The sequence below is a fragment of the Amycolatopsis sp. CFH S0740 genome (assembly GCF_004522315.1).
GTDB lineage: Bacteria > Actinomycetota > Actinomycetes > Mycobacteriales > Pseudonocardiaceae > Amycolatopsis > Amycolatopsis nivea.
Map to the genome: position 1 here is coordinate 75,554 of NZ_SDLS01000022.1, position 18,252 is coordinate 93,805.

At 70.2% G+C, this 18,252-nt stretch carries 15 protein-coding genes and 1 tRNA gene; 5 read left to right on the forward strand and 11 right to left on the reverse strand.

From position 1 onward, the window contains the following. Positions 1-104: 104 nt before the first annotated feature. From rho to argS, 6 genes are all read right to left on the reverse strand, one after another. The gene (rho, locus tag EIZ45_RS30965) at positions 105-2,117 is read right to left on the reverse strand and encodes a transcription termination factor Rho (RefSeq protein ID WP_134667321.1); all 2,013 of its coding nucleotides are present in this window, start codon (positions 2,115-2,117) and stop codon (positions 105-107) included. Between the two features lie 406 nt (positions 2,118-2,523). Next, positions 2,524-3,414, reverse strand: a complete 891-nt coding sequence (gene thrB / locus EIZ45_RS30970; protein ID WP_167754044.1) for a homoserine kinase — start codon at positions 3,412-3,414, stop codon at positions 2,524-2,526. Beyond that, on the reverse strand, positions 3,411-4,466 hold the full coding sequence (gene thrC, locus EIZ45_RS30975; protein ID WP_134667320.1) for a threonine synthase: 1,056 nt from the start codon (positions 4,464-4,466) through the stop codon (positions 3,411-3,413). The genes thrB and thrC overlap by 4 nt, the downstream gene beginning before the upstream one ends. Positions 4,467-4,548: 82 nt before the next feature. Then, a complete protein-coding gene (locus EIZ45_RS30980; protein WP_275293018.1) occupies positions 4,549-5,874 on the reverse strand; it encodes a homoserine dehydrogenase in 1,326 nt (441 codons plus the stop codon). A 12-nt stretch (positions 5,875-5,886) separates the two neighbouring features. Next, positions 5,887-7,317 (reverse strand): diaminopimelate decarboxylase, encoded by a 1,431-nt coding sequence (lysA, locus tag EIZ45_RS30985; protein ID WP_134667318.1) that lies wholly within the window; start codon positions 7,315-7,317, stop codon positions 5,887-5,889. 3 nt (positions 7,318-7,320) lie between these two features. Next, positions 7,321-8,985, reverse strand: coding sequence for an arginine--tRNA ligase (gene argS, locus EIZ45_RS30990; protein ID WP_134667317.1), 1,665 nt, complete (start codon positions 8,983-8,985; stop codon positions 7,321-7,323). A 202-nt stretch (positions 8,986-9,187) separates the two neighbouring features. Here argS and EIZ45_RS30995 point away from each other — a divergent pair, with 202 nt between their 5' ends. Beyond that, positions 9,188-10,027, forward strand: coding sequence for a DUF3105 domain-containing protein (locus EIZ45_RS30995; protein WP_134667316.1), 840 nt, complete (start codon positions 9,188-9,190; stop codon positions 10,025-10,027). 122 nt (positions 10,028-10,149) lie between these two features. Next, positions 10,150-10,800: a DUF305 domain-containing protein gene (locus EIZ45_RS31000; protein WP_235146715.1), complete on the forward strand. Its 651-nt coding sequence runs from the start codon at positions 10,150-10,152 to the stop codon at positions 10,798-10,800. A gap of 32 nt (positions 10,801-10,832) precedes the next feature. On the opposite strand, the gene EIZ45_RS31005 is transcribed toward EIZ45_RS31000, so the two are convergent. From EIZ45_RS31005 to EIZ45_RS31015, 3 genes are all read right to left on the reverse strand, one after another. Further along, positions 10,833-11,429, reverse strand: coding sequence for a flavin reductase family protein (locus EIZ45_RS31005; protein ID WP_134667315.1), 597 nt, complete (start codon positions 11,427-11,429; stop codon positions 10,833-10,835). Between the two features lie 10 nt (positions 11,430-11,439). Then, positions 11,440-12,360 carry a cation diffusion facilitator family transporter gene (locus tag EIZ45_RS31010; RefSeq protein WP_134667314.1) on the reverse strand — a complete coding sequence of 307 codons (921 nt, stop codon included), beginning with the start codon at positions 12,358-12,360 and terminating at the stop codon, positions 11,440-11,442. A 134-nt stretch (positions 12,361-12,494) separates the two neighbouring features. Then, positions 12,495-13,616, reverse strand: a complete 1,122-nt coding sequence (locus EIZ45_RS31015) for an epoxide hydrolase family protein (protein ID WP_134667313.1) — start codon at positions 13,614-13,616, stop codon at positions 12,495-12,497. A gap of 105 nt (positions 13,617-13,721) precedes the next feature. Between EIZ45_RS31015 and EIZ45_RS31020 the strand changes: the two genes are divergently transcribed. Next, positions 13,722-13,794, forward strand: a tRNA-Arg gene (locus EIZ45_RS31020). 112 nt (positions 13,795-13,906) lie between these two features. Here EIZ45_RS31020 and EIZ45_RS31025 read toward each other — a convergent pair. Beyond that, positions 13,907-14,362, reverse strand: a complete 456-nt coding sequence (locus EIZ45_RS31025) for a MarR family winged helix-turn-helix transcriptional regulator (RefSeq protein WP_240690829.1) — start codon at positions 14,360-14,362, stop codon at positions 13,907-13,909. 83 nt (positions 14,363-14,445) lie between these two features. On the opposite strand from EIZ45_RS31025, the gene EIZ45_RS31030 reads away from it, so the two are divergent. Together EIZ45_RS31030 and EIZ45_RS31035 are read left to right on the forward strand one after the other, a co-directional pair. Next, positions 14,446-14,775 carry a rhodanese-like domain-containing protein gene (locus tag EIZ45_RS31030; protein WP_134667312.1) on the forward strand — a complete coding sequence of 110 codons (330 nt, stop codon included), beginning with the start codon at positions 14,446-14,448 and terminating at the stop codon, positions 14,773-14,775. 20 nt (positions 14,776-14,795) lie between these two features. Next, a complete protein-coding gene (locus EIZ45_RS31035; RefSeq protein WP_167756600.1) occupies positions 14,796-15,362 on the forward strand; it encodes a YceI family protein in 567 nt (188 codons plus the stop codon). A 46-nt stretch (positions 15,363-15,408) separates the two neighbouring features. Here the strand turns inward: EIZ45_RS31035 and EIZ45_RS31040 are convergent, their stop codons facing one another. Beyond that, the gene (locus tag EIZ45_RS31040; RefSeq protein WP_134667311.1) at positions 15,409-18,243 is read right to left on the reverse strand and encodes a BTAD domain-containing putative transcriptional regulator; all 2,835 of its coding nucleotides are present in this window, start codon (positions 18,241-18,243) and stop codon (positions 15,409-15,411) included. Positions 18,244-18,252 lie beyond the last annotated feature (9 nt).

The window sequence follows — 18,252 nt, forward strand, 5'->3', positions numbered from 1 at the left end:
TCGCCCCGCGCCACCTCCCCGGTGCGGGGAGAAGGACCGCTGGAAAAAGGAACCGGCCCGCCCCCGAGGTGATGGGGGCGGGCCGGTTCGCGTCGAGGCGAGACTCAGTCGTCGTCTCCGCCGCCGAGGGCGGTCTTCGAGACCTGCATCAGGAATTCGATGTTGGTCTTCGTCTTGCGCAGCCGCGAGATCAGCAGGTCGATGGCCTGCTGCGAGTCCAGCGCGTGCAGCACGCGGTGCAGCTTGTGCGTGACGGCCAGCTCGTCCGGCGAGAGCAGCAGCTCTTCCTTGCGGGTGCCGGACGGGTTGACGTCCACCGCCGGGAACACGCGGCGCTCGGAGATCTTGCGGTCGAGCTTGAGCTCCGCGTTGCCGGTGCCCTTGAACTCCTCAAAGATCACCGTGTCCATCGTGGACCCGGTCTCCACCATCGCGGTCGCGAAGATGGTGAGCGAGCCGCCGTTCTCGATGTTGCGCGCGGCGCCGAGGAAACGCTTCGGCGGGTACAGCGCGGTCGAGTCGACACCACCGGACAGGATCCGGCCGGACGCGGGCGCGGCCAGGTTGTAGGCGCGGCCGAGACGGGTGATCGAGTCGAGCAGGACGACCACGTCGTGGCCCATTTCGACCAGGCGCTTGGCCCGTTCGATGGACAGCTCGGCGACCGAGGTGTGGTCGGACGGCGGGCGGTCGAAGGTGGAGGCGATGACCTCGCCCTTCACCGACCGCTGCATGTCGGTGACCTCTTCCGGACGCTCGTCGACCAGCACGACCATGAGGTGGGCCTCAGGGTTGTTCGTCGTGATCGCGTTCGCGATGTCCTGCATGATCGTGGTCTTGCCGGCCTTCGGCGGGGACACGATCAGCGCGCGCTGGCCCTTGCCGACCGGCATGATCAGGTCGATCACGCGGGTCGTGAGCTTGTGCGGCTCGGTCTCGAGGCGCAGCCGCTCGTTCGGGTACAGCGGGGTCAGCTTGGTGAAGTCGGGACGGCGCTTGGCCTCGTCCGGCTCCAGGCCGTTGATCGAGTCGACGCGCACCAGCGGGTTGAACTTCTGCCGCTGCTGCTCGCCCTCGCGCGGCTGGCGCACGACACCGGTGATCGCGTCGCCGCGGCGCAGGCCGAACTTGCGGACCAGCGACAGCGACACGTACACGTCGTTCGGCCCGGCCAGGTAGCCCGAGGTGCGCACGAACGCGTAGTTGTCGAGCACGTCCAGGATGCCGGCGACCGGCAGCAGGACGTCGTCCTCGCGGATCTCGGTGTCCGGAGCGCCGCCCTCGCGCTGGCCGCCCCCGCTGCCCCGGCGGCGACGGTCGCGGAAGCGGCGCCCGCGGCGGCCGCCTTCCTCGTCGTCGTCCTGCGGGCCGTTGTTCCGGTTGTCGCGGTTGTCCTGCTGGTTCCGCTGCCGGTTGTCCTGGCGGTCCTGACGGTTGTCCTGGCCGCCGCGGTTGTCCCGGTTGCCGTCGCGGTTGTCGCGGTTGTCGCGGCCGTTGTCCCGGTTGTCGCGGTTGTCGCGGTTGTTGTCGCGGTTGCCGCCCTGGCGGTCGCCGCGCTGGTCGCGCTGGCCGTCGCCCCGGTTCGCGCCGCCGCGGCGGCGGCGGTTGCGGCCGCCTTCCTCGGACTGGCCGTCGGACTGGCCCTCGGAACGGTCGTGGCGCTCCGGGCGCTCCTGCGCGGCGGGCTTGCCGTCCTGCGCGGTCTCCGCCTTCGGGGCCTCGGCCTTGGGAGCCTCCGCCTGGACCGGCTCCGCCTTGGGCGCCTCGGTCTTGGCAGCCGCGTCCGCCTTCGGCGCGTCGGCCTTGGCCCGGCGGGCGGGCTTCTCGGCCTTCTCCGCCTTGGCAGGCTCGCCGACGCCTTCGAGCGGCAGCGTGTCGGCCGCGGCGGTGCGCTTCTTGCTCTTGCCCTGGCGCTCGCGGATCGCGGCGATCAGGTCCCCCTTGCGCATGCCGGTGGTCTCGCCCACACCCAGTTCGCCCGCCAGCTGGCGGAGCTCGGCGATGACCATTCCGGACAGGCCCCCGGTGCGGCGCTTCGGAGCGGCCGCGGCCCCATTGGTCTCAGCGGCCGCGGCGGGGGTCTCCACGTCGCCGCTCAACAGATCGGTGTTGCTCACACATGTCCTTCCTGACCGATCCACGTTCCAGGTGGATCAGCGGACTGCCGCCGGTAGCGAGACGGCTTCTGCCTCCGATGCGGACGGCTCGCGCCCAGCCGTGCGAGACACAGCGAAGCGCCGCCAGCACAGGGTGTTTGCCCCCTCCGGACGGAGAAAGCGGAATTCGGCACCGCCGGAACCGGAAACCCGCCTGCGTCCCTCCGCCTCCCGCGTGCCGGGCGGTGCGGAATCGGCGGATCGACGAAGGATGCGGACCGGAGCCGCCGCTAGGGGCGAACAGGCCCGGCATCGGGTGCGGAAACGCACGGTGATCGAACGCCCCCGAGGGTAGACCGCGCCCTGTCCGGGTGCAACAACCACCCCCCGCGTGGCGCACGCTGCCGTCCAGCCTGTGACCAGGTCGTCACCTGGCCACAACCTGCACGCCATCGCGGTCCACGGGCAATTCGGCGACGTCGAAGCCCGTAACGTCCACGCCCGCCGGGAGTATTCCCGTGAGCGTGAGAGCGAGCACAGTGGGGCCGGCGCCGGAAATGGTCGCGGGAACGCCTTGGGCACGCAGCGTGCGCACCAATTCCGTGCTCGCCGGGTACGCCTCGGCGCGGTAATCCTGGTGCAGCCGGTCCTCGGTGGCGGCCAGCAGCAGTTCGGGCCGCTCGGTGACAGCCAGCACCGCGAGCGCCGCCCGTCCCGCGCTGTGCGCCGCGTCGGCGTGCGGCACCTGCGCCGGCAGCAGCCCGCGCGTCGTGTTGGTGGACGACTTCTCCCCCGGCACCGCGACTACCGGCCGGATCGCCGCGTTCGGCTCCACGCGTTCGGCACGGAACCGGCCGTCCTCCGCCCACGCCACCACGAGCCCGCCGAACAGGCTCGCCGCCGCGTTGTCCGCGTGGCCCTCGAACTCGGCCGCGAGCTGGAGCGCGTCGGCGTCGAGCGGACGCTCCGCCAGCGCGTAGCCCAGCGCCACGCCGGTCACCACCGCGGCGGCCGACGACCCGAGGCCGCGCGCGTGCGGAATGCTGTTGTGGCAACGGAGATGCAGGCCGGGCGGCCGCACGTCGAGGTGCTCGCAGGCTCGCCGCAGCGCGCGGACCACCAGGTGGGATTCGTCGGTCGGCACGTCCTCGACGCCGCCCGCTCCCGCGTCGAGCACCTCGATCTTCAAGCCGCCCTCGGTGACCTGCAGGTCGACCACGTCGTAGCGGGCGAGCGCGAGGCCGAGCGCGTCGAATCCCGGGCCGAGGTTCGCCGTCGACGCCGGGACCGTCGCGCGGAACGCGGGCAGCGCCGTCATCGCAGGTCCAGCGCCGCCGCGACGGCCGTCGGGTCGACCGCGAGCGGTTCCACCTCGACGTTGCCCTCCAACGCCGTCGCCGGGTCCTTCAGGCCGTGCCCGGTGACCGTGCAGACCACCTTCGAGCCCTTCGGCAGCCGTCCGTCCGCCGCGGTGGCCAGCAGGCCCGCCACGCTCGTCGCGGACGCCGGCTCCACGAAAACGCCCTCGCGACGGGCCAGCAGCCGGTACGCCTCAAGGATCTTCTCGTCGGTGATCGCGTCGAACAGCCCGTTCGATTCGGCGCGCGCGTGCACCGCGCCGTCCCACGAAGCCGGGCTGCCGATGCGGATCGCGGTCGCGATGGTGTCCGGGTCGGCGACCGGTTCGCCATGTACCAGCGGCGCGGCGCCGGCGGCCTGGAAACCGAACATCCGCGGGGTGTTCTTGACCACACCGTCCGCCGCGTACTCCGAATAGCCCTTCCAGTACGCGGTGATGTTGCCCGCGTTGCCGACCGGGAGGCAGTGCACGTCCGGGGCCTCGCCGAGCACGTCGCAGATCTCGAACGCGGCGGTCTTCTGCCCGGCGATGCGCACCGGGTTGACCGAGTTGACCAGCGTGACCGGATAGTCCGCCGCGGTCTTGCGGGCGAGTTCGAGGCAGTCGTCGAAGTTGCCGTCGACCTGGAGGATCCGCGCGCCGTGCAGCACCGCCTGGGCGAGCTTGCCCATCGCGATCTTGCCTTGCGGCACCAGCACCGCACAGGTGAGCCCGGCCCGCGCGGCGTACGCGGCGGCCGACGCGGAGGTGTTGCCGGTGGACGCGCAGATCACCGCTTTGAGGCCGCTCGCCAGCGCGTGCGTGATCGCCACGGTCATCCCGCGGTCCTTGAACGAGCCGGTCGGGTTCGCGCCCTCGACCTTCAGGTACACCTCGGCGCCGGTCAGCTCCGACAGGTGCGCGGCGGGCAGCAGCGGCGTGTTTCCTTCGCCGAGCGTGACCACGCGCGCTCCGTCCGGGACCGGAATCCGGTCGCGATACGCCTCAATGATTCCCGGCCAACCACTCATGCTGCCGCCTCGATTCGGAGTTTCACCATGCTCATCGGGGAGGCGGAAGCATGAATATCCATGATTCGCTTGCAAGCTGCGCTCATGCGTCTTCGCCTTCCACCCGCATCACGCTGACAACCTCGTGCACCACATCGAGTTTCGCGATTTCGTCCACAGTGGACTGCAAAGCCGCGTCGGGTGCGAGATGAGTGACCACGACGAGGCTCGCCGTGTCGTTCGCGTCGCGCTGGCGCACCGCGGCGATGCTCACGCCGTGCGCGGCGAACGCTTGCGCCACCTGGGCGAGCACGCCCGCGCGGTCCGCGACGTCGAGGCTCACGTGGTAGCGCGTCGGCGTCTGGCCCATCGGCCGCACCGGCAGCGCGGCGTGCGCCGATTCGCGCGGGCCGCGGCCGCCGTGCACCTGGTTGCGTGCTACGGCGACGAGGTCGCCGAGCACCGCGCTGGCGGTCGGTGCGCCGCCGGCGCCCTGGCCGTAGAACATCAGCTCGCCGGCCGCGTCCGCCTCGACGTAGACCGCGTTGAACGCGCCGCCGACGCCGGCCAGCTGGTGGCTGCGCGGAATCATCACCGGATGCACGCGGGCGGACACCGATTCCGTGCCGTCGTCCGCGGTCACGCGTTCGCAGATCGCCAGCAGCTTCACCGTGCGGCCGAGCGTGCGCGCCGCGGCCAGATCGGAGGCCGTGACGTCCGCGATGCCTTCGCGGTGCACGTCTTTCGCGGTGACCCGGGAGTGGAACGCCAGCGAGGCAAGGATCGCGGCCTTCGACGCGGCGTCGTAGCCGTCGACGTCCGCCGTCGGGTCCGCTTCCGCGTAGCCGAGCCGGCTCGCCTCGTCGAGCGTTTCGGCGTAGCCCGCGCCGGTGGCGTCCATCGCGGAGAGGATGTAGTTGGTGGTGCCGTTGACAATCCCCATCACGCGGGTGATCCGGTCGCCTGCCAGCGATTCGCGCAGCGGGCGCAGCAGCGGGATCGCCCCGGCGACGGCGGCCTCGAAGTAGAGGTCCGCACCGCTGGCGTCGGCCGCCTCGAACAGCTCGGCCGAACACTCGGCGAGCAGCGCCTTGTTGGCGGTGACCACGGATTTGCCCGCGTTCAGCGCGGTGAGCAGCCAGCTGCGCACCGGGTCGATCCCGCCGACCAGCTCGACCACGACGTCGACGTCGTCGCGGGCCACGAGCGCCGCGGCGTCGTCAGTGAGCAGTTCGGCGGGCAGTTCCGGGTGCTTGTCCGGACGCCGCACCGCGATGCCGACCAGTTCCACCGGCGCGCCCGCGCGGGCCGCCAGCTCGCCGGCCTGTTCAGTGAGCAGCCGGGCGACCTCGCTGCCGACCGTGCCGCAGCCGAGCATCGCTACCCGGATGGGTGACCGATCCGTGGGAGACAGGCCTTTCGGAGACACAGTGGACACTTCTCAAACCTCCAGGCGCAGCATGTCGTCCGTCGTCTCCCTGCGCAGCAGCAGCCGGGCGGCGCCGTTGCGCACGGCGACCACCGCGGGCCGCGGCAGCCGGTTGTAACCACTGGCCATCGCGTAGCAGTAGGCGCCGGTCGCCGCGACGGCCAGCAGGTCGCCGGGAGCCAGCGTGTCTGGCAGCCAGCAGTCTCGGACGACGATGTCGCCGGACTCACAGTGTTTTCCCACCACGCGAGACAACGCAGGGGTCACCGGCTCGTTTCCGTCGGAGGCGGAGCGCGAAACCACCCGGCAGTCGTACACCGCGTCGTAGAGCGCCGTGCGGATGTTGTCGCTCATCCCGCCGTCGACGCTGACGTACCGGCGGGCGGTCTCGTCGCCGAGCGCGACGTCCTTGATCGTGCCCACCTCGTACAGGGTGAACGTGCCCGGACCGGCGATCGCGCGGCCGGGTTCGCCCGCGATGCGCGGCACCGGAAGCTCCGCGTACGCGCATTCCTTGCGGACGATCTCGCGGATCTGCGTGATCATCTGCGAGGGCGGCGGCGGGTTGTCCTTTTCGGTGTAGGCGATGCCGAAACCGCCGCCGAGGTCGACGACGTTCATCTGCTCGAGCAGATCCCGGCCGTGCTCCTTGGCCAGGTCCGCGAGCAGCCCGACGACGCGGCGCGCGGCGACCTCGAAACCGTCGGCGTCGAAGATCTGCGAACCGATGTGGCTGTGCAGGCCGACCAGCTTGAGCGACGGCGCGTTCAGCACCCGGCGGACCGCCTCGGCGGCATCGCCGGAAGCCAGCGAGAACCCGAACTTCTGGTCCTCGTGCGCGGTCGCGATGAATTCGTGGGTGTGCGCCTCGACGCCGACCGTCACCCGGACGAGCACCTTCTGCTCGATCCCGTGCGCGGCGGCGATTTCGGCGAGCCGGGCGATCTCGTAGTACGAGTCGACCACCACGGTGCCGACGCCTGCCTCGACCGCCGCGTCCAGTTCGGCGACCGATTTGTTGTTGCCGTGGAACGTGATCCGCTCCACGGGGAAGTTCGCGCGCTGCGCGACGGCCAGTTCGCCGCCGCTGCAGACGTCGAGGCTCAGTCCCTGTTCGGCCACCCACCGGGCGACCTCGACGGACAGGAACGCCTTCGACGCGTAGTGCACGAGCGCCGGGTCGTCGAACGCCTCGGCGTAGTCGGCGCAGCGGGACTTGAAGTCCGCCTCGTCGACCACGAACAGCGGCGTGCCGTAGGTCTGCGCGAGGTCGCGCACGTCGACGCCGGCGATCCGGACGACGCCGTCCGCGGCGCGGTAAACGTTGCGCGGCCACACTTTCGCGGGCAGCTGGTCGAGTTCGCCCGCACTCGCGGGCGGGAACCCGGAGGCGTCGGCATGGGGGTAGACGTCGGCGTGGCGGGGGCCCGCGGGGTGCGCCATGGTTTACATCCGTTCCGGAGCGGAGACACCGAGCAGCGACAAGCCGTTCGCCAGGACCTGGCGCGCGGCTTCGCACAGAGCGAGCCGGGCGTACGTGAGGGGAGTGGCCTCCTCGTCGCCCTGCGGGAGGACCCGGCCCACGGTGTAGAACTTGTGGTACGCGCCGGCCAGTTCCTCGAGGTAGCGGGCCACGCGATGCGGTTCGCGCATCTCCGCCGCCCGGCGCACCACGGCGGGGAATTCGCCGATGGTGCGGATCAGGTCGCCTTCAGCAGGCAGGGTGAGCAGTCCGAAATCGACGTCCTCGCCGGACTCGCCGACCTTCAGGCCGAGGTCCGCCGCGCCGCGCCGCAGCGACGACAGCCGGGCGTGCGCGTATTGCACGTAGTAGACCGGGTTGTCGTTGGAATGCTTGCGCAGCAAGTCCAAATCGATGTCCAAAGAGGAATCGACGGAGTAGCGGATCAGCTCGTAGCGGGCCGGGTCGACGCCGACCGCCTCCACGAGGTCCTCGAGCGTGATCACGGTGCCCGCGCGCTTGGACATCCGCACCGGCTTGCCGTCGCTGACCAGGTTCACCATCTGGCCGATCAGCACCTCGACCGTCGCCGGGTCGTCGCCGAACGCCGCCGCGGCGGCCTTGAGCCGGGCGATGTAGCCGTGGTGGTCCGCGCCGAGCATGTAGATGCACAGGTCGGCGCCGCGGTTGCGCTTGTCCTTGAAGTAGGCGAGGTCGCCCGCGATGTAGGCCGGGTTGCCGTCCTTCTTGAGGACGACCCGGTCCTTGTCGTCGCCGTACTCGCTGGAGCGGAGCCACCAGGCGCCGTCGGCGAGGTAGAGGTTGCCGGAGTCCTTGAGCTCCTGCACGGCCGCCTCGACCGCGCCGGACTCGTGCAGCGAGTTCTCGTGGAAGTAGACGTCGAAATCGGTGCCGAACTCGTGCAGGCTCTGCTTGATCTGGCTGAACATCAGGTCGATGCCGATGCGCCGGAACGTCTCGTTCCGCTCGTCCTCGGGCAGGCTCAGCGCGCTCGGCTCGGCCTTGAGCACCTCGGCCGCGATGTCGCTGATGTAGCCGCCCGCGTAGCCGTCCTCCGGCGCGGGCTCGCCCTTCGCGGCGGCGATCAGCGAACGCACGAAACGGTCGATCTGCGCGCCGGCGTCGTTGAAGTAGTACTCGCGGATCACGTCCGCGCCCTGCGCGTCCAGCACCCGGCCCAGCGCGTCGCCGACCGCGGCCCAGCGCGTCCCGCCGAGGTGGATCGGGCCGGTCGGGTTCGCGGAGACGAACTCCAGGTTGATCCGGCGCCCGGCCAGCGCGTCGCCGCGGCCGTACTCCGCGCCCGCGGCCAGCACCTGGCGCACGACCTCGCCCTGTGCGTCCGCGGCGAGCCGGAAGTTCAGGAAGCCCGGTCCGGCGACCTCGGCCGCGGCCACGCCGCCGGTCCCCGCGACGACCTCCGCGAGCGCGTCGGCGAACTCGCGCGGCTTCAGTCCCGCCTTCTTGGCCACCTGCAGCGCGAGGTTGGTCGCGTAGTCTCCGTGGTCCGGGTTGCGCGGGCGTTCGATGGTCACGGTCTCCGGCAGCACGGCGGCGTCGACGCCGCGTGCGGCGAGGACCTGCTCGGCGGAGCTGCGGACCAGATCGGCGAGAGCGGCGGGAGTCACTCGCCGAATTCTAGGTGCGCTCGCGCCGCGCGCCTCCGGCGGTACAGGCTGGCGAGACGGCGGGCACACCGGAGGCGGATGTTCCGCTCGCCGGGGCGCCTCGCGGGCGTTCACGGTGATCGAACGCCCGGTCTCTACACTGGGCTACCGGCAGGGTCCGTCCGGATCCCTCCCCCGCTCTCACGAGGAGATCTCGGCAATCATGGCCAACGGGACCACCAAGAAGAAGGGCTCGTCCGCGTCCGCGGTGAAGGCGGCGAAGAACCGCTCGGTCGTCGCGGGCAAGCGCACGCCCTGGGGCACCATCATCGGCGTCGTCGTGGTGGTCGCCCTGCTGGCCGGCGTCATCGTCTACTACCTGCAGGCCTCCGCGCCCAAGCGCGACCAGGCCGCCCGGGACGAGGCGGCCGCCTCCTTCGCGCCGACCGCGAGCAATCCGGACCCGTCGAAGAAGATCCCCGGCGTCGTCATCAAGCAATACACCGGATCGGTGCACATCCTGCCCACCGAACGGGTGGCCTACGACCAGAGCCCGCCGTTCGGCGGCCCGCACGACGGCTACTGGGCCACCTGCACCGGCGTCGTGTACCCGGAAGCGGTGCGCAACGAGAACATGGTGCACTCGCTCGAGCACGGCACGGTGTGGATCGCCTACAACCCGGACAAGGTGAAGGGCGACCAGATCCCGCTGCTCGAGGCGCGGGTCAAGGGCAAGCCGTACATGATGATGTCGCCGTACCCGGGCCTGGACAAGCCGATCTCGCTGCAGTCGTGGGGTCACCAGCTGAAGCTGGACAGCGCCGACGACCCGCGCATCGACCAGTTCATCGCCGCGCTGCGGACCAACCCGAACGGCGTGTACCCGGAGATCGGCGCCTCGTGCGACGCGCTCGGCAAGGGCATGTTCGACCCGAGCAACCCGCCGAAGTTCGACCCGAGCAAGCCGGGCAAGGACGCGAAGCCGATGGACTACAAGGGCAGCACCGGGGCCCAGACCGAGCAGCAGCCGGGCATGCCGGGGACGCCGCCGGCCGGGCAGTGACCGTGGGCTCCGAAGACCACGCTGACCAGGCCGAGACGGGCGGCGTCGAAACCGCCCGTTCCGCCTCCCCTGACTTCGCCGAAGAGTCCGCTCCGGCGGAACGGACCGGGTGGTCGCGGTGGGTGGTCATCGGCGGGACGCTGATCGCGGTGCTGCTGGTCGGGGCCGCGATCGGGGTCTTCGCGACGCGGCTCACCGACGGCAGCGACGCGGTGCCCGCGACGCCGGGCGCGGGTTCGGTCGAGGTCGGGTTCGCCCAGGACATGTCGGTGCACCACCTGCAGGCGGTCACCATGGCAGGCTGGGCGCGCGACCACTCGACCGACCCGGAGATCCGCCAGCTCGCGTTCGACATCGAGCGCACGCAGACCGAGCAGGTCGGGCGCATGAAGGGCTGGCTCATGCTGTGGGACCAGCCCGAGCAGGCGACCGGCGCGTACATGACGTGGATGACCGAGCCGATGGGCCACGCGGGCATGCGGATGCCGACCAGCAGCCCGGCGGGCGGCGCGCCGATGCCGGGCATGGCCACCGACGCGGACCTCGCGAAACTGCGCTCGCTGTCCGGCCGCGCGCTGGACGTCGAGTTCCTGCAGCTGATGCTGCGGCATCACCAGGGCGGCGTCGCGATGGCCGAGTACGCGCAGGACCACACGTCCAACGACGCGGTGAAGGCGTTGTGCCGCAGCATGCTGGTGTCCCAAGGCGCGGAAATGGACCAGATGAAGCTCATGCTGAAGGGGCGGGGCGCGCAGCCGCTGCCCTTCTCGTGAGTGTTGATCACGGTTCTAACCGTGATCAACACTCACGAGCTTTTGTACGTGGGCCTCGCCAGTTCCTTGATGTCGCCCAGCGTTCCCCATTCGTCGCGCCCCAGCCGGGACAGCGGCCGCAGGCGCTCGATCAGCGGGTGGTCGCCGTCGAGGACGTCCTCGTTGACCGCCAGGTGCACGACCCGGCCGAACACCACCGTCGAGCGGCCGAAACCGACCGTGCTGTGCAGTTCGCATTCGAACGCCACCGGTGATTCCGCCACTCGCGGCGGGCGGACCTTGAGGCTCGGCTCGCGGGTCAGCCCGGCCTCGTCGAATTCGCTCAGCTCCGGCGGGAAATCCGCGCCGGTGGTGTTGATCTGCTCGAACAGCGGCTCGGGCGCGAGGTTGACCACGAACTGGCGGGTCGCCTCGACGTTTCGCAGGGTGTCTTTGCGGCCGACCGAGGTGAACTGCAGGACCGCGGGCGCGGCCGAGGCGACGGTGAAGAACGAATGCGGCGCGAGGTTGTCCACTCCGTCGCGGGAAACGCTCGAGACCCAGGCGATGGGCCGCGGCACGACGGTCGCGGTCATCAGGTGGTAGAACGCGTTCGGGGCCAGCTGTGCGGGGTCGAAGTCCTTGCGCATAGCCCCCGGTCTACCAGGACAGCTCCGTGCACCGGCGGGCGCATTGCGGTCCCTCGACTTGCAGCGTCGCGTGTTTGATCTCGTAGCGGACCGAGAGCAGGTCCTGCGCCTTGGTGAGCACAGTGGACTGTTCGGCGTCGGCCTTCACCGTCAGGTGCGCCGACGCGACCTCCATGCCCGAGGTCAGCGTCCACACGTGCAGGTCGTGCACGTCCGCGACACCCGGCAGCGCGGCGAGTTCGGTGCTGATCTCGCCGACGTCCACGCCGGCCGGCGCGTGCTGGAACAGGATCCGCAGCGCGCGGCGGGCGAGCGTCCAGGTGCGCGGCAGCACGAACAGGCCGATCGCGACACCGATGATCGGGTCGGCGTAGCGCCAGCCGGTGGTGAGCGTGATCGCGCCGCTGAGCAGGACGCCGACCGAGCCGATGAGGTCAGCCAGCACTTCGAGGTACGCGCCGCGGACGTTCAGGCTCTCCTTCGCGCCCGAGCGCAGCACCAGGAACGACACGATGTTGGCGACCAGACCCGCGGCCGCGGCGAGCAGCACCGGCAAGCCCGGCACCTCCGGCGGGTCGGTGATCCGGCCGATCGCCTCCACCACCACATACCCGGCGACACCGAACAACAGGACCGCATTCGCCAGCGCGGCAAGGACTTCCGCCCGGTACATGCCGAACGTGCGGCTGGGCGTCGGTCCGCTGCGCCGGGCGAGCACGATCGCGGCGAGCGCCATTCCGACGCCGAGAACGTCGGTGAACATGTGCGCGGCATCGGAGATCAGCGCGAGGGAACCGGTGGCGAAGCCGACCGCGAACTCCAGCACCATGAACCCGGCACCGACCGCGAGAGCGATCAGCAGCGCGCGGACGTAGCGGCCGGACGCGCTCGCCGGAGCGGCGGTGTGCCCGTGGCCGTGCCCGTGTCCCATCGCTCGCCTCCCAAGATTCGGTGTCGAGAGGAATATATAGTGACATGCGCATATGTGCAATACAGGGTAGCCTAACTTCACCCTAACGCCTGGTGACGCGTTTCCCCCAGCCCTGTTCCGCGAGGTGGGAAAGATCAGCGCACGAGCCGGAAGAACCCGCGGATCTGCTCGACGAGCGACGCCGGTTGTTCCATGGCGGCGAAGTGCCCGCCGCGCGGCAGCCGCTCGAACCAGCGCAAATCGGTGTACTTGAGCTCCGCCTGCCGCCGCGACGGGCGGATGATGTCGCGTGGGTAGACGGAGATGCCGGACGGCGCCGTGACGAGATCGCCGAAGCTGCGGTAGCTCTCCCAGTACAGCCGCGCGGACGACGTCGCCGACGCGGTGAACCAGTACGCCGAGATCGCGTCGAGCAGCTGCTGCCGGGTGACCGCGTCCTCCGGGTGACCGTTGTTGTCGGTCCAGGCCCAGAACTTCTCGGCGATCCAGGCCGCCTGCCCGGCCGGCGAGTCGGTCAGTCCGTAGCCCAGAGTCAGCGGCCGCGTGCCCTGCTGCCCCGAATACCCCTGGCCGGTGCGCCGGAACTCCGCCGCCGCCTGCGCCCCTTCACGCTCCTCGTCGGTCTCGTCCGCGAACTCGCCTCGCGGCGCGGCCGCCATGTTGACGTGCACCCCCGCGACCCGCTCCCGCGCCACTTCGCCGAGCGCCCCCGAGACCGCCGAACCCCAGTCGCCGCCCTGCGCGCCATAGCGGTCGTAGCCGAGCGAGACCATCAGCTGATCCCAAGCGGTCGCGATTTTCCGCACGCCCCAACCGGTTTCGCTCGGCTTGTCGCTCCAGCCGTACCCCGGCAACGAAGGCGCGACGACATGAAACGCGTCCGCCGGATCGCCACCGTGCGCCCGCGGGTCGGTCAGCGGCCCGAGGATGTCGAGGAATTCGAGCACCGAACCCGGCCAGCCGTGCGTGATCACCAGCGGAAACGCGTCCGGCTCCGGCGAACGGAGGTGCACGAAGTGAATCCCGAGACCGTCGACCTCCTGACGGAACTGCGGGAAGACGTTGAGCCGGTCGGCGAACCCGAAGTCGTAATCGTCGGCCCAGCTGCGGCAGAGCTCCTTGGCATAGCCGAGCGGCACTCCCTGCGCCCAGTCGCCGACGGTCTCCGCCTCCGGCCACCTCGTGCGCCGCAACCGCGCCCGCACGTCCTCGATGTCCTGCTCAGCCACCCTGACCTGGAACGGCTCGGCGCCCACCGCCGCCTCCCTCCGCGTCGACGATCCGACGCTACCGCGTTAAGCCCCCTCCTGTGCACAGCCGGAAAGGGGCATGCGCTAGGCTCTGTCCAGTCGCGCAAGCGAGCCCTCGTAGCTCAGGGGATAGAGCACTGCCCTCCGGAGGCAGGTGTCGCAGGTTCGAATCCTGCCGAGGGCACATCTTCTTCACTTCTTTTTCCGGTTTCTGACGCCAGGCCTCTCTCGGTCGATGTCAGGCGGCACCTGAACCGCAGGGACTCCCCTCACCACGGTGCCCGGCAGCTATTTCGCTAGCTCGGCCGTCCAGGTTTCCCGCTTTCGGCGACCCGCAGCAGCGCCTTCCCGATCACCGCGGCTTCCTCATCGCTGAGGTGCGCCGAGAAATGCCGCTCGATGCTCTGCAGGTAGACCGGTGCGGTCTTGCCCAGCGCGCGGACGCCCTCGTCGGTGATCACCGCCCAGCTGACCCGGCGGTCGTCCGGCTCCGGGCGCTTCGTCACCAGCTCGGCACGGACCATCTCGTCGACCAGCCTGCTCACCCGCGTCCGGCTGAGCACCACGCGTTCGGCGACCTCCGCCATCCGCAGCCCCTTCTTTCCCGCCGCGTTCAGTTCCAGCAGGACGTCGTACCAGGCCAGGGGCACGGTCCCGCCCCGTTGCACGTCGGTTTCGATGGCTCGCACCGCGGCGCTGTGCGCGAGCAGCATCGCCCGCCACGCGTCCAGGCCGATTTTCGGGTCGCTCACGCCTCCCAGTGTAGGTCATTGCGTGCGGGCGCACTTAATGAGTAAGGTGCGTGCGTACGCACTTAAATCCTGAGGAGGCACTGATGGTCGAACCCATCACGCGCGACGAGGTCAAGAAGCACATCGACGCCGGATCGGCGATCGTCGTCGAGGCGCTGCCCGCCGACTACTACGCGAAGGCGCATCTGCCCGGCGCGCTCAACCTGCCGGTCGACGACGTCGAGCAACTCGCGCCGACCTTGTTGCCGCACAAGGACTCCGCGGTGATCGTCTACTGCGCCGACTCCCCTTGCCAGAACTCCGCCACCGTCGCGAAGCACTTGGCGGAACTCGGGTACAGCCAGGTCTTCGACTACGACGAGGGCAAAGCCGACTGGATCGCGGCCGGACTGCCGACCGAATCCGGCCGTTGAGAGCGAAGGAGGGAAACGACATGACAGACGCAACCCGCGTGGTCGCCGGAACGGAACTTCCCGCCGCCGGGACCTGGAAGGTCGACCCCGGGCACGCCGAGGTCGGTTTCGTGGGCAGACATTTCCTGCTGACCAAGGTCCGCGGCCGGTTCACCGGGGTGGACGCCACGGTGGAAATCGGCGAGAAGATCGAGGACACCACGGTGCGCGCGGTCATCGAAATGGCCACTGTGGACAGTGGAGATCAGACCCGGGACGACCATCTGCGTTCCGGCGATTTCTTTGACGTGGAACAGCATCCGCGCGCCACTTTCGAATCGACCTCGGTCACCGCGACCGGCACCGAGGCGACCATGGTCGGAGACCTGATCATCAAGGGCGTTACGCGTCCGGTCACCCTCGCCGTCGAGTATCTCGGCCACGCGCGCGATCCGTGGGGAAACAACCGCGCGGTGTTCTCCGCTCGCGGCAAAATCAACCGCGAGGATTGGGGGCTGGTCTGGAACATGGTGCTGGAATCGGGAGGACTGCTGGTCTCGAAGGAAATCGAACTCGTCCTTGAGATCGAGGCGATTCGCGCTTCCTGAGTGGACAGTGGACCGGCCGGGTTGGCCGCCGCGCCAACCCGGCCGCTCAGTTCGCCTCAGTGAGGACCGCGGCGCGAGCGAACTGCTCCCGCGCCGCCTCGTCCTCGCCCCGCGCCTGGTGGCAAGCCCCAAGCCGGTTCCGGACTTCGATCTCTGCCCACGGGGACATCTGGTCGGTCAACGCGCCCAGTGCCCGCAGATGATATGAAAGAGCCAGCTCCAAATTCCCCCATTCCTGTTCCGCAGAACCGAGCCGCGAAAGCGAACTCACCAGCAACAACCGGTCGTCGAGTCGCTCAGCCAATTCGACTGCCTCGCGCAAGGGTTCCGCCGCGTCCGGGCGGCCCAGATGCAGGCGGACGCTGCCGATGTGGCTGGACGCCCGGCCCAGCATCGCCGGATTTCCCGTTGCGACCGCGACTTCTCGCGATTCGGCGAAACGGACGAGCGAGCGTTCGTATTCGCCATGCTTGAAATGCACGTACCCTAGGCCCGAGACCGCTCGTTCGACTAACCAGCTGTCCGCCACTTCTTCGGCCAGCGTCCGGGCGTCGGTCAGCACTTGTTCCGCTTCGTCCAGCGGTCCGGCGAACATCGTGACCATTCCCAGTCCGCACAAGCCCCGTGCGGTTTCCCGCCGGTCGCCGTTTTCCCGGCTGATCCGCAGTCCTTCCTCGCACCATTGCCTCGCCTGGACGGGATCGCCCAGCCCGAGATATGCCCAGCCGAGCCCGAACCGCAGTGCCGTGCTCATCCGCTGGTCCGCCACGTTGTCTACTTCGGACAGAGCAACTTCCAGCAGGGCAACGCATTCCCGGTACCGGATGCGGCGCACGAGGTAGTCGACGGCTCCTTCGGCGATCCAGCACGCGTAGTCCGGATGGCCCGCGGCGACTGCGGACGAGACGACTTCCACCAGGTCGCCCGCCTGGTCCAGCCACGCCGACGCGTCGACGAGTCCCGTGAAAGGTGAGTCGGTGGGTGCCGGGCCGCTGGGGAAACCGGGTTCGCCCCATTCGCTCGCGGCGCGGCAGGCGTGCAGGTAGACACCTAGTCCGCTGGCGACGTCGGGTTCGTCCGCGGCGAGGCGGCGCGCGTAGACGGCGACCAGGTCGTGCATCCGGTACCGGCCCGCGGCGGGCGCTTGCACCAGGTTCGCGTCGACCAAGTCTTCGAGCACGCTTTCCGCCTCGCGCCGGGGACAGCCGAGCATCGCGGCGAGGACGAGTTCGTCGAATTCAGGCGCGGGCGCGCGGCCCAGGGTGCGGAAGGCACGTTGAGTTTTAGGCGGAAGCTGGTCATAGGAAAGCCGGAACGCGGCCTCGACGCTGCGTTCCTCCGCGGTCAGTTCGCCGAGCCGGTCAGTGTCGTCGGCGAGCCGGTCCGCCAGGTCGCGGAAGGTCCACATCGGACGGTTTTGCAGCCGGGCGCCCGCGATGCGCAGGGCGAGCGGAAGGCGTCCGCACAGGCTGGCCAGTTCGCGCACGGCCGCGCGTTCCTGGCTCGCCCGCGCCGGGCCGACGATCCGGCCCAGCAAGCCCGCGGCGGCGTCGGAAGTCAAGGGGCCCAGGGAAATCCGGCGTTCAACGTCCAAACCGGGCAGTCGGCGACGGCTGGTGATCAGCACCCGGTTTCCGGTTCCGCCGGGCAGCAGCGGGCGAACCTGCTCGGCGCTGATCGCGTCGTCCAGCACCAGAACCAGGCGCAGCGGAGCGGTGGCGGCGCGCCAGTTCGCGGACAATTCGTCCAGGTCGTCCGGAATGTTCTGCTCGTTGACACCCGCCGAACGCAGCAATCGGCGCACCACCCGCACCGGCGTGAGCGGAGCGCGGCTGGTGCTGTGCCCGTGCAGTGCGACGAACAGGCAGCCGTCGGGATGTTCCTCGCGCAGCAGTTGGGCCGCGCGCACCGCCAGCGCCGTTTTCCCAGACCCGGGCACTCCGTCCACTGCGGACACTGCGCTTCCGGGCGCGACGAGCCGGGCGAGTTCGTCGTCGCGGCCGGATAGTTCCCCGACGTCGTGCGGCAGTTCGTCCCGGATCCTGGGCGCCGTGGCTGGCCGCGCCGCGACGCCGAGCGCTCCGTCATCGCCGCGCAGCACCGCCTCGTGCACGCGACGCAGATCTTCGCTGGGTTCCAGCCCCAGCTCATCGCGCATCCGGACACGGAACTCGCGCCAGGTGTCGAGCGCGTCGCTCTGCCGGCCGGCCCCGTAAAGGGCCCGCATGAGCAGGCCGGTCAGCGGTTCACGGTCCGGATGCTCGGCGAGCAGCGCCGTCACCTCGCCGATCGCCGACGCGTAGTCGCCCAGCCGGATCAACGCGTCCGTCCGGCCCTCGACCAGCCCGACGCGGCGTTCGACGAACCGCCTTCGCTCCCGTTCGGCGAAAGGGCCGGGCAGTCCGGCCAGCGGAACGCCCTCGTAGAACGCCAGCGCCTGCCCGTACCCGTCGGCGGCCGCGGCGAGCGAGCCAGCTGCGGCGGCTTTCTTGGCTTGGGCGGCGATCTCGTCGACCCGCACCGCGTCCACCCCGACGCCGGCCCCGGCGAACCGGTACCCGCCTGGATCGGTCCGGAGCACGGATTTCGCGTCCGCGCCGGCCGCGGCCAGGGATTTCCGCAGCTGGTAGATGTAGCCGGGCACGCCGTCGCTCTCCGGCGGATGCTCGCCCCACACCCGGTCGACCAGCTCGGCCCGGCTGACCGTGACGTCCGGCCGCAGCAGCAGCGCGACCAGCATCGTCGTCCGCAGCACCGGCCCGAGTTCCAGCGGCTGCCCGCCGTACCAGCCGCGGACCGGCCCGAGCACCGCGAACTCCAGCCGGGACCCGGGCTCGCGCTCCGCCCCTCCCCGGCCGGTTCGCACGGCGCCCGACGACATACCGGGAGT

Coding starts and splice junctions, on each gene's coding strand:
- thrB (WP_167754044.1), bottom strand. CDS start 3,414: ATGACGGCGCTGCCCGCGTTCCGCGCGACGGTCCCGGCGTCGACGGCG.
- thrC (WP_134667320.1), bottom strand. CDS start 4,466: ATGAGTGGTTGGCCGGGAATCATTGAGGCGTATCGCGACCGGATTCCG.
- lysA (WP_134667318.1), bottom strand. CDS start 7,317: ATGGCGCACCCCGCGGGCCCCCGCCACGCCGACGTCTACCCCCATGCC.
- EIZ45_RS30995 (WP_134667316.1), top strand. CDS start 9,188: ATGGCCAACGGGACCACCAAGAAGAAGGGCTCGTCCGCGTCCGCGGTG.
- EIZ45_RS31005 (WP_134667315.1), bottom strand. CDS start 11,429: ATGCGCAAGGACTTCGACCCCGCACAGCTGGCCCCGAACGCGTTCTAC.
- EIZ45_RS31010 (WP_134667314.1), bottom strand. CDS start 12,360: ATGGGACACGGGCACGGCCACGGGCACACCGCCGCTCCGGCGAGCGCG.
- EIZ45_RS31030 (WP_134667312.1), top strand. CDS start 14,446: ATGGTCGAACCCATCACGCGCGACGAGGTCAAGAAGCACATCGACGCC.
- EIZ45_RS31035 (WP_167756600.1), top strand. CDS start 14,796: ATGACAGACGCAACCCGCGTGGTCGCCGGAACGGAACTTCCCGCCGCC.
- EIZ45_RS31040 (WP_134667311.1), bottom strand. CDS start 18,243: ATGTCGTCGGGCGCCGTGCGAACCGGCCGGGGAGGGGCGGAGCGCGAG.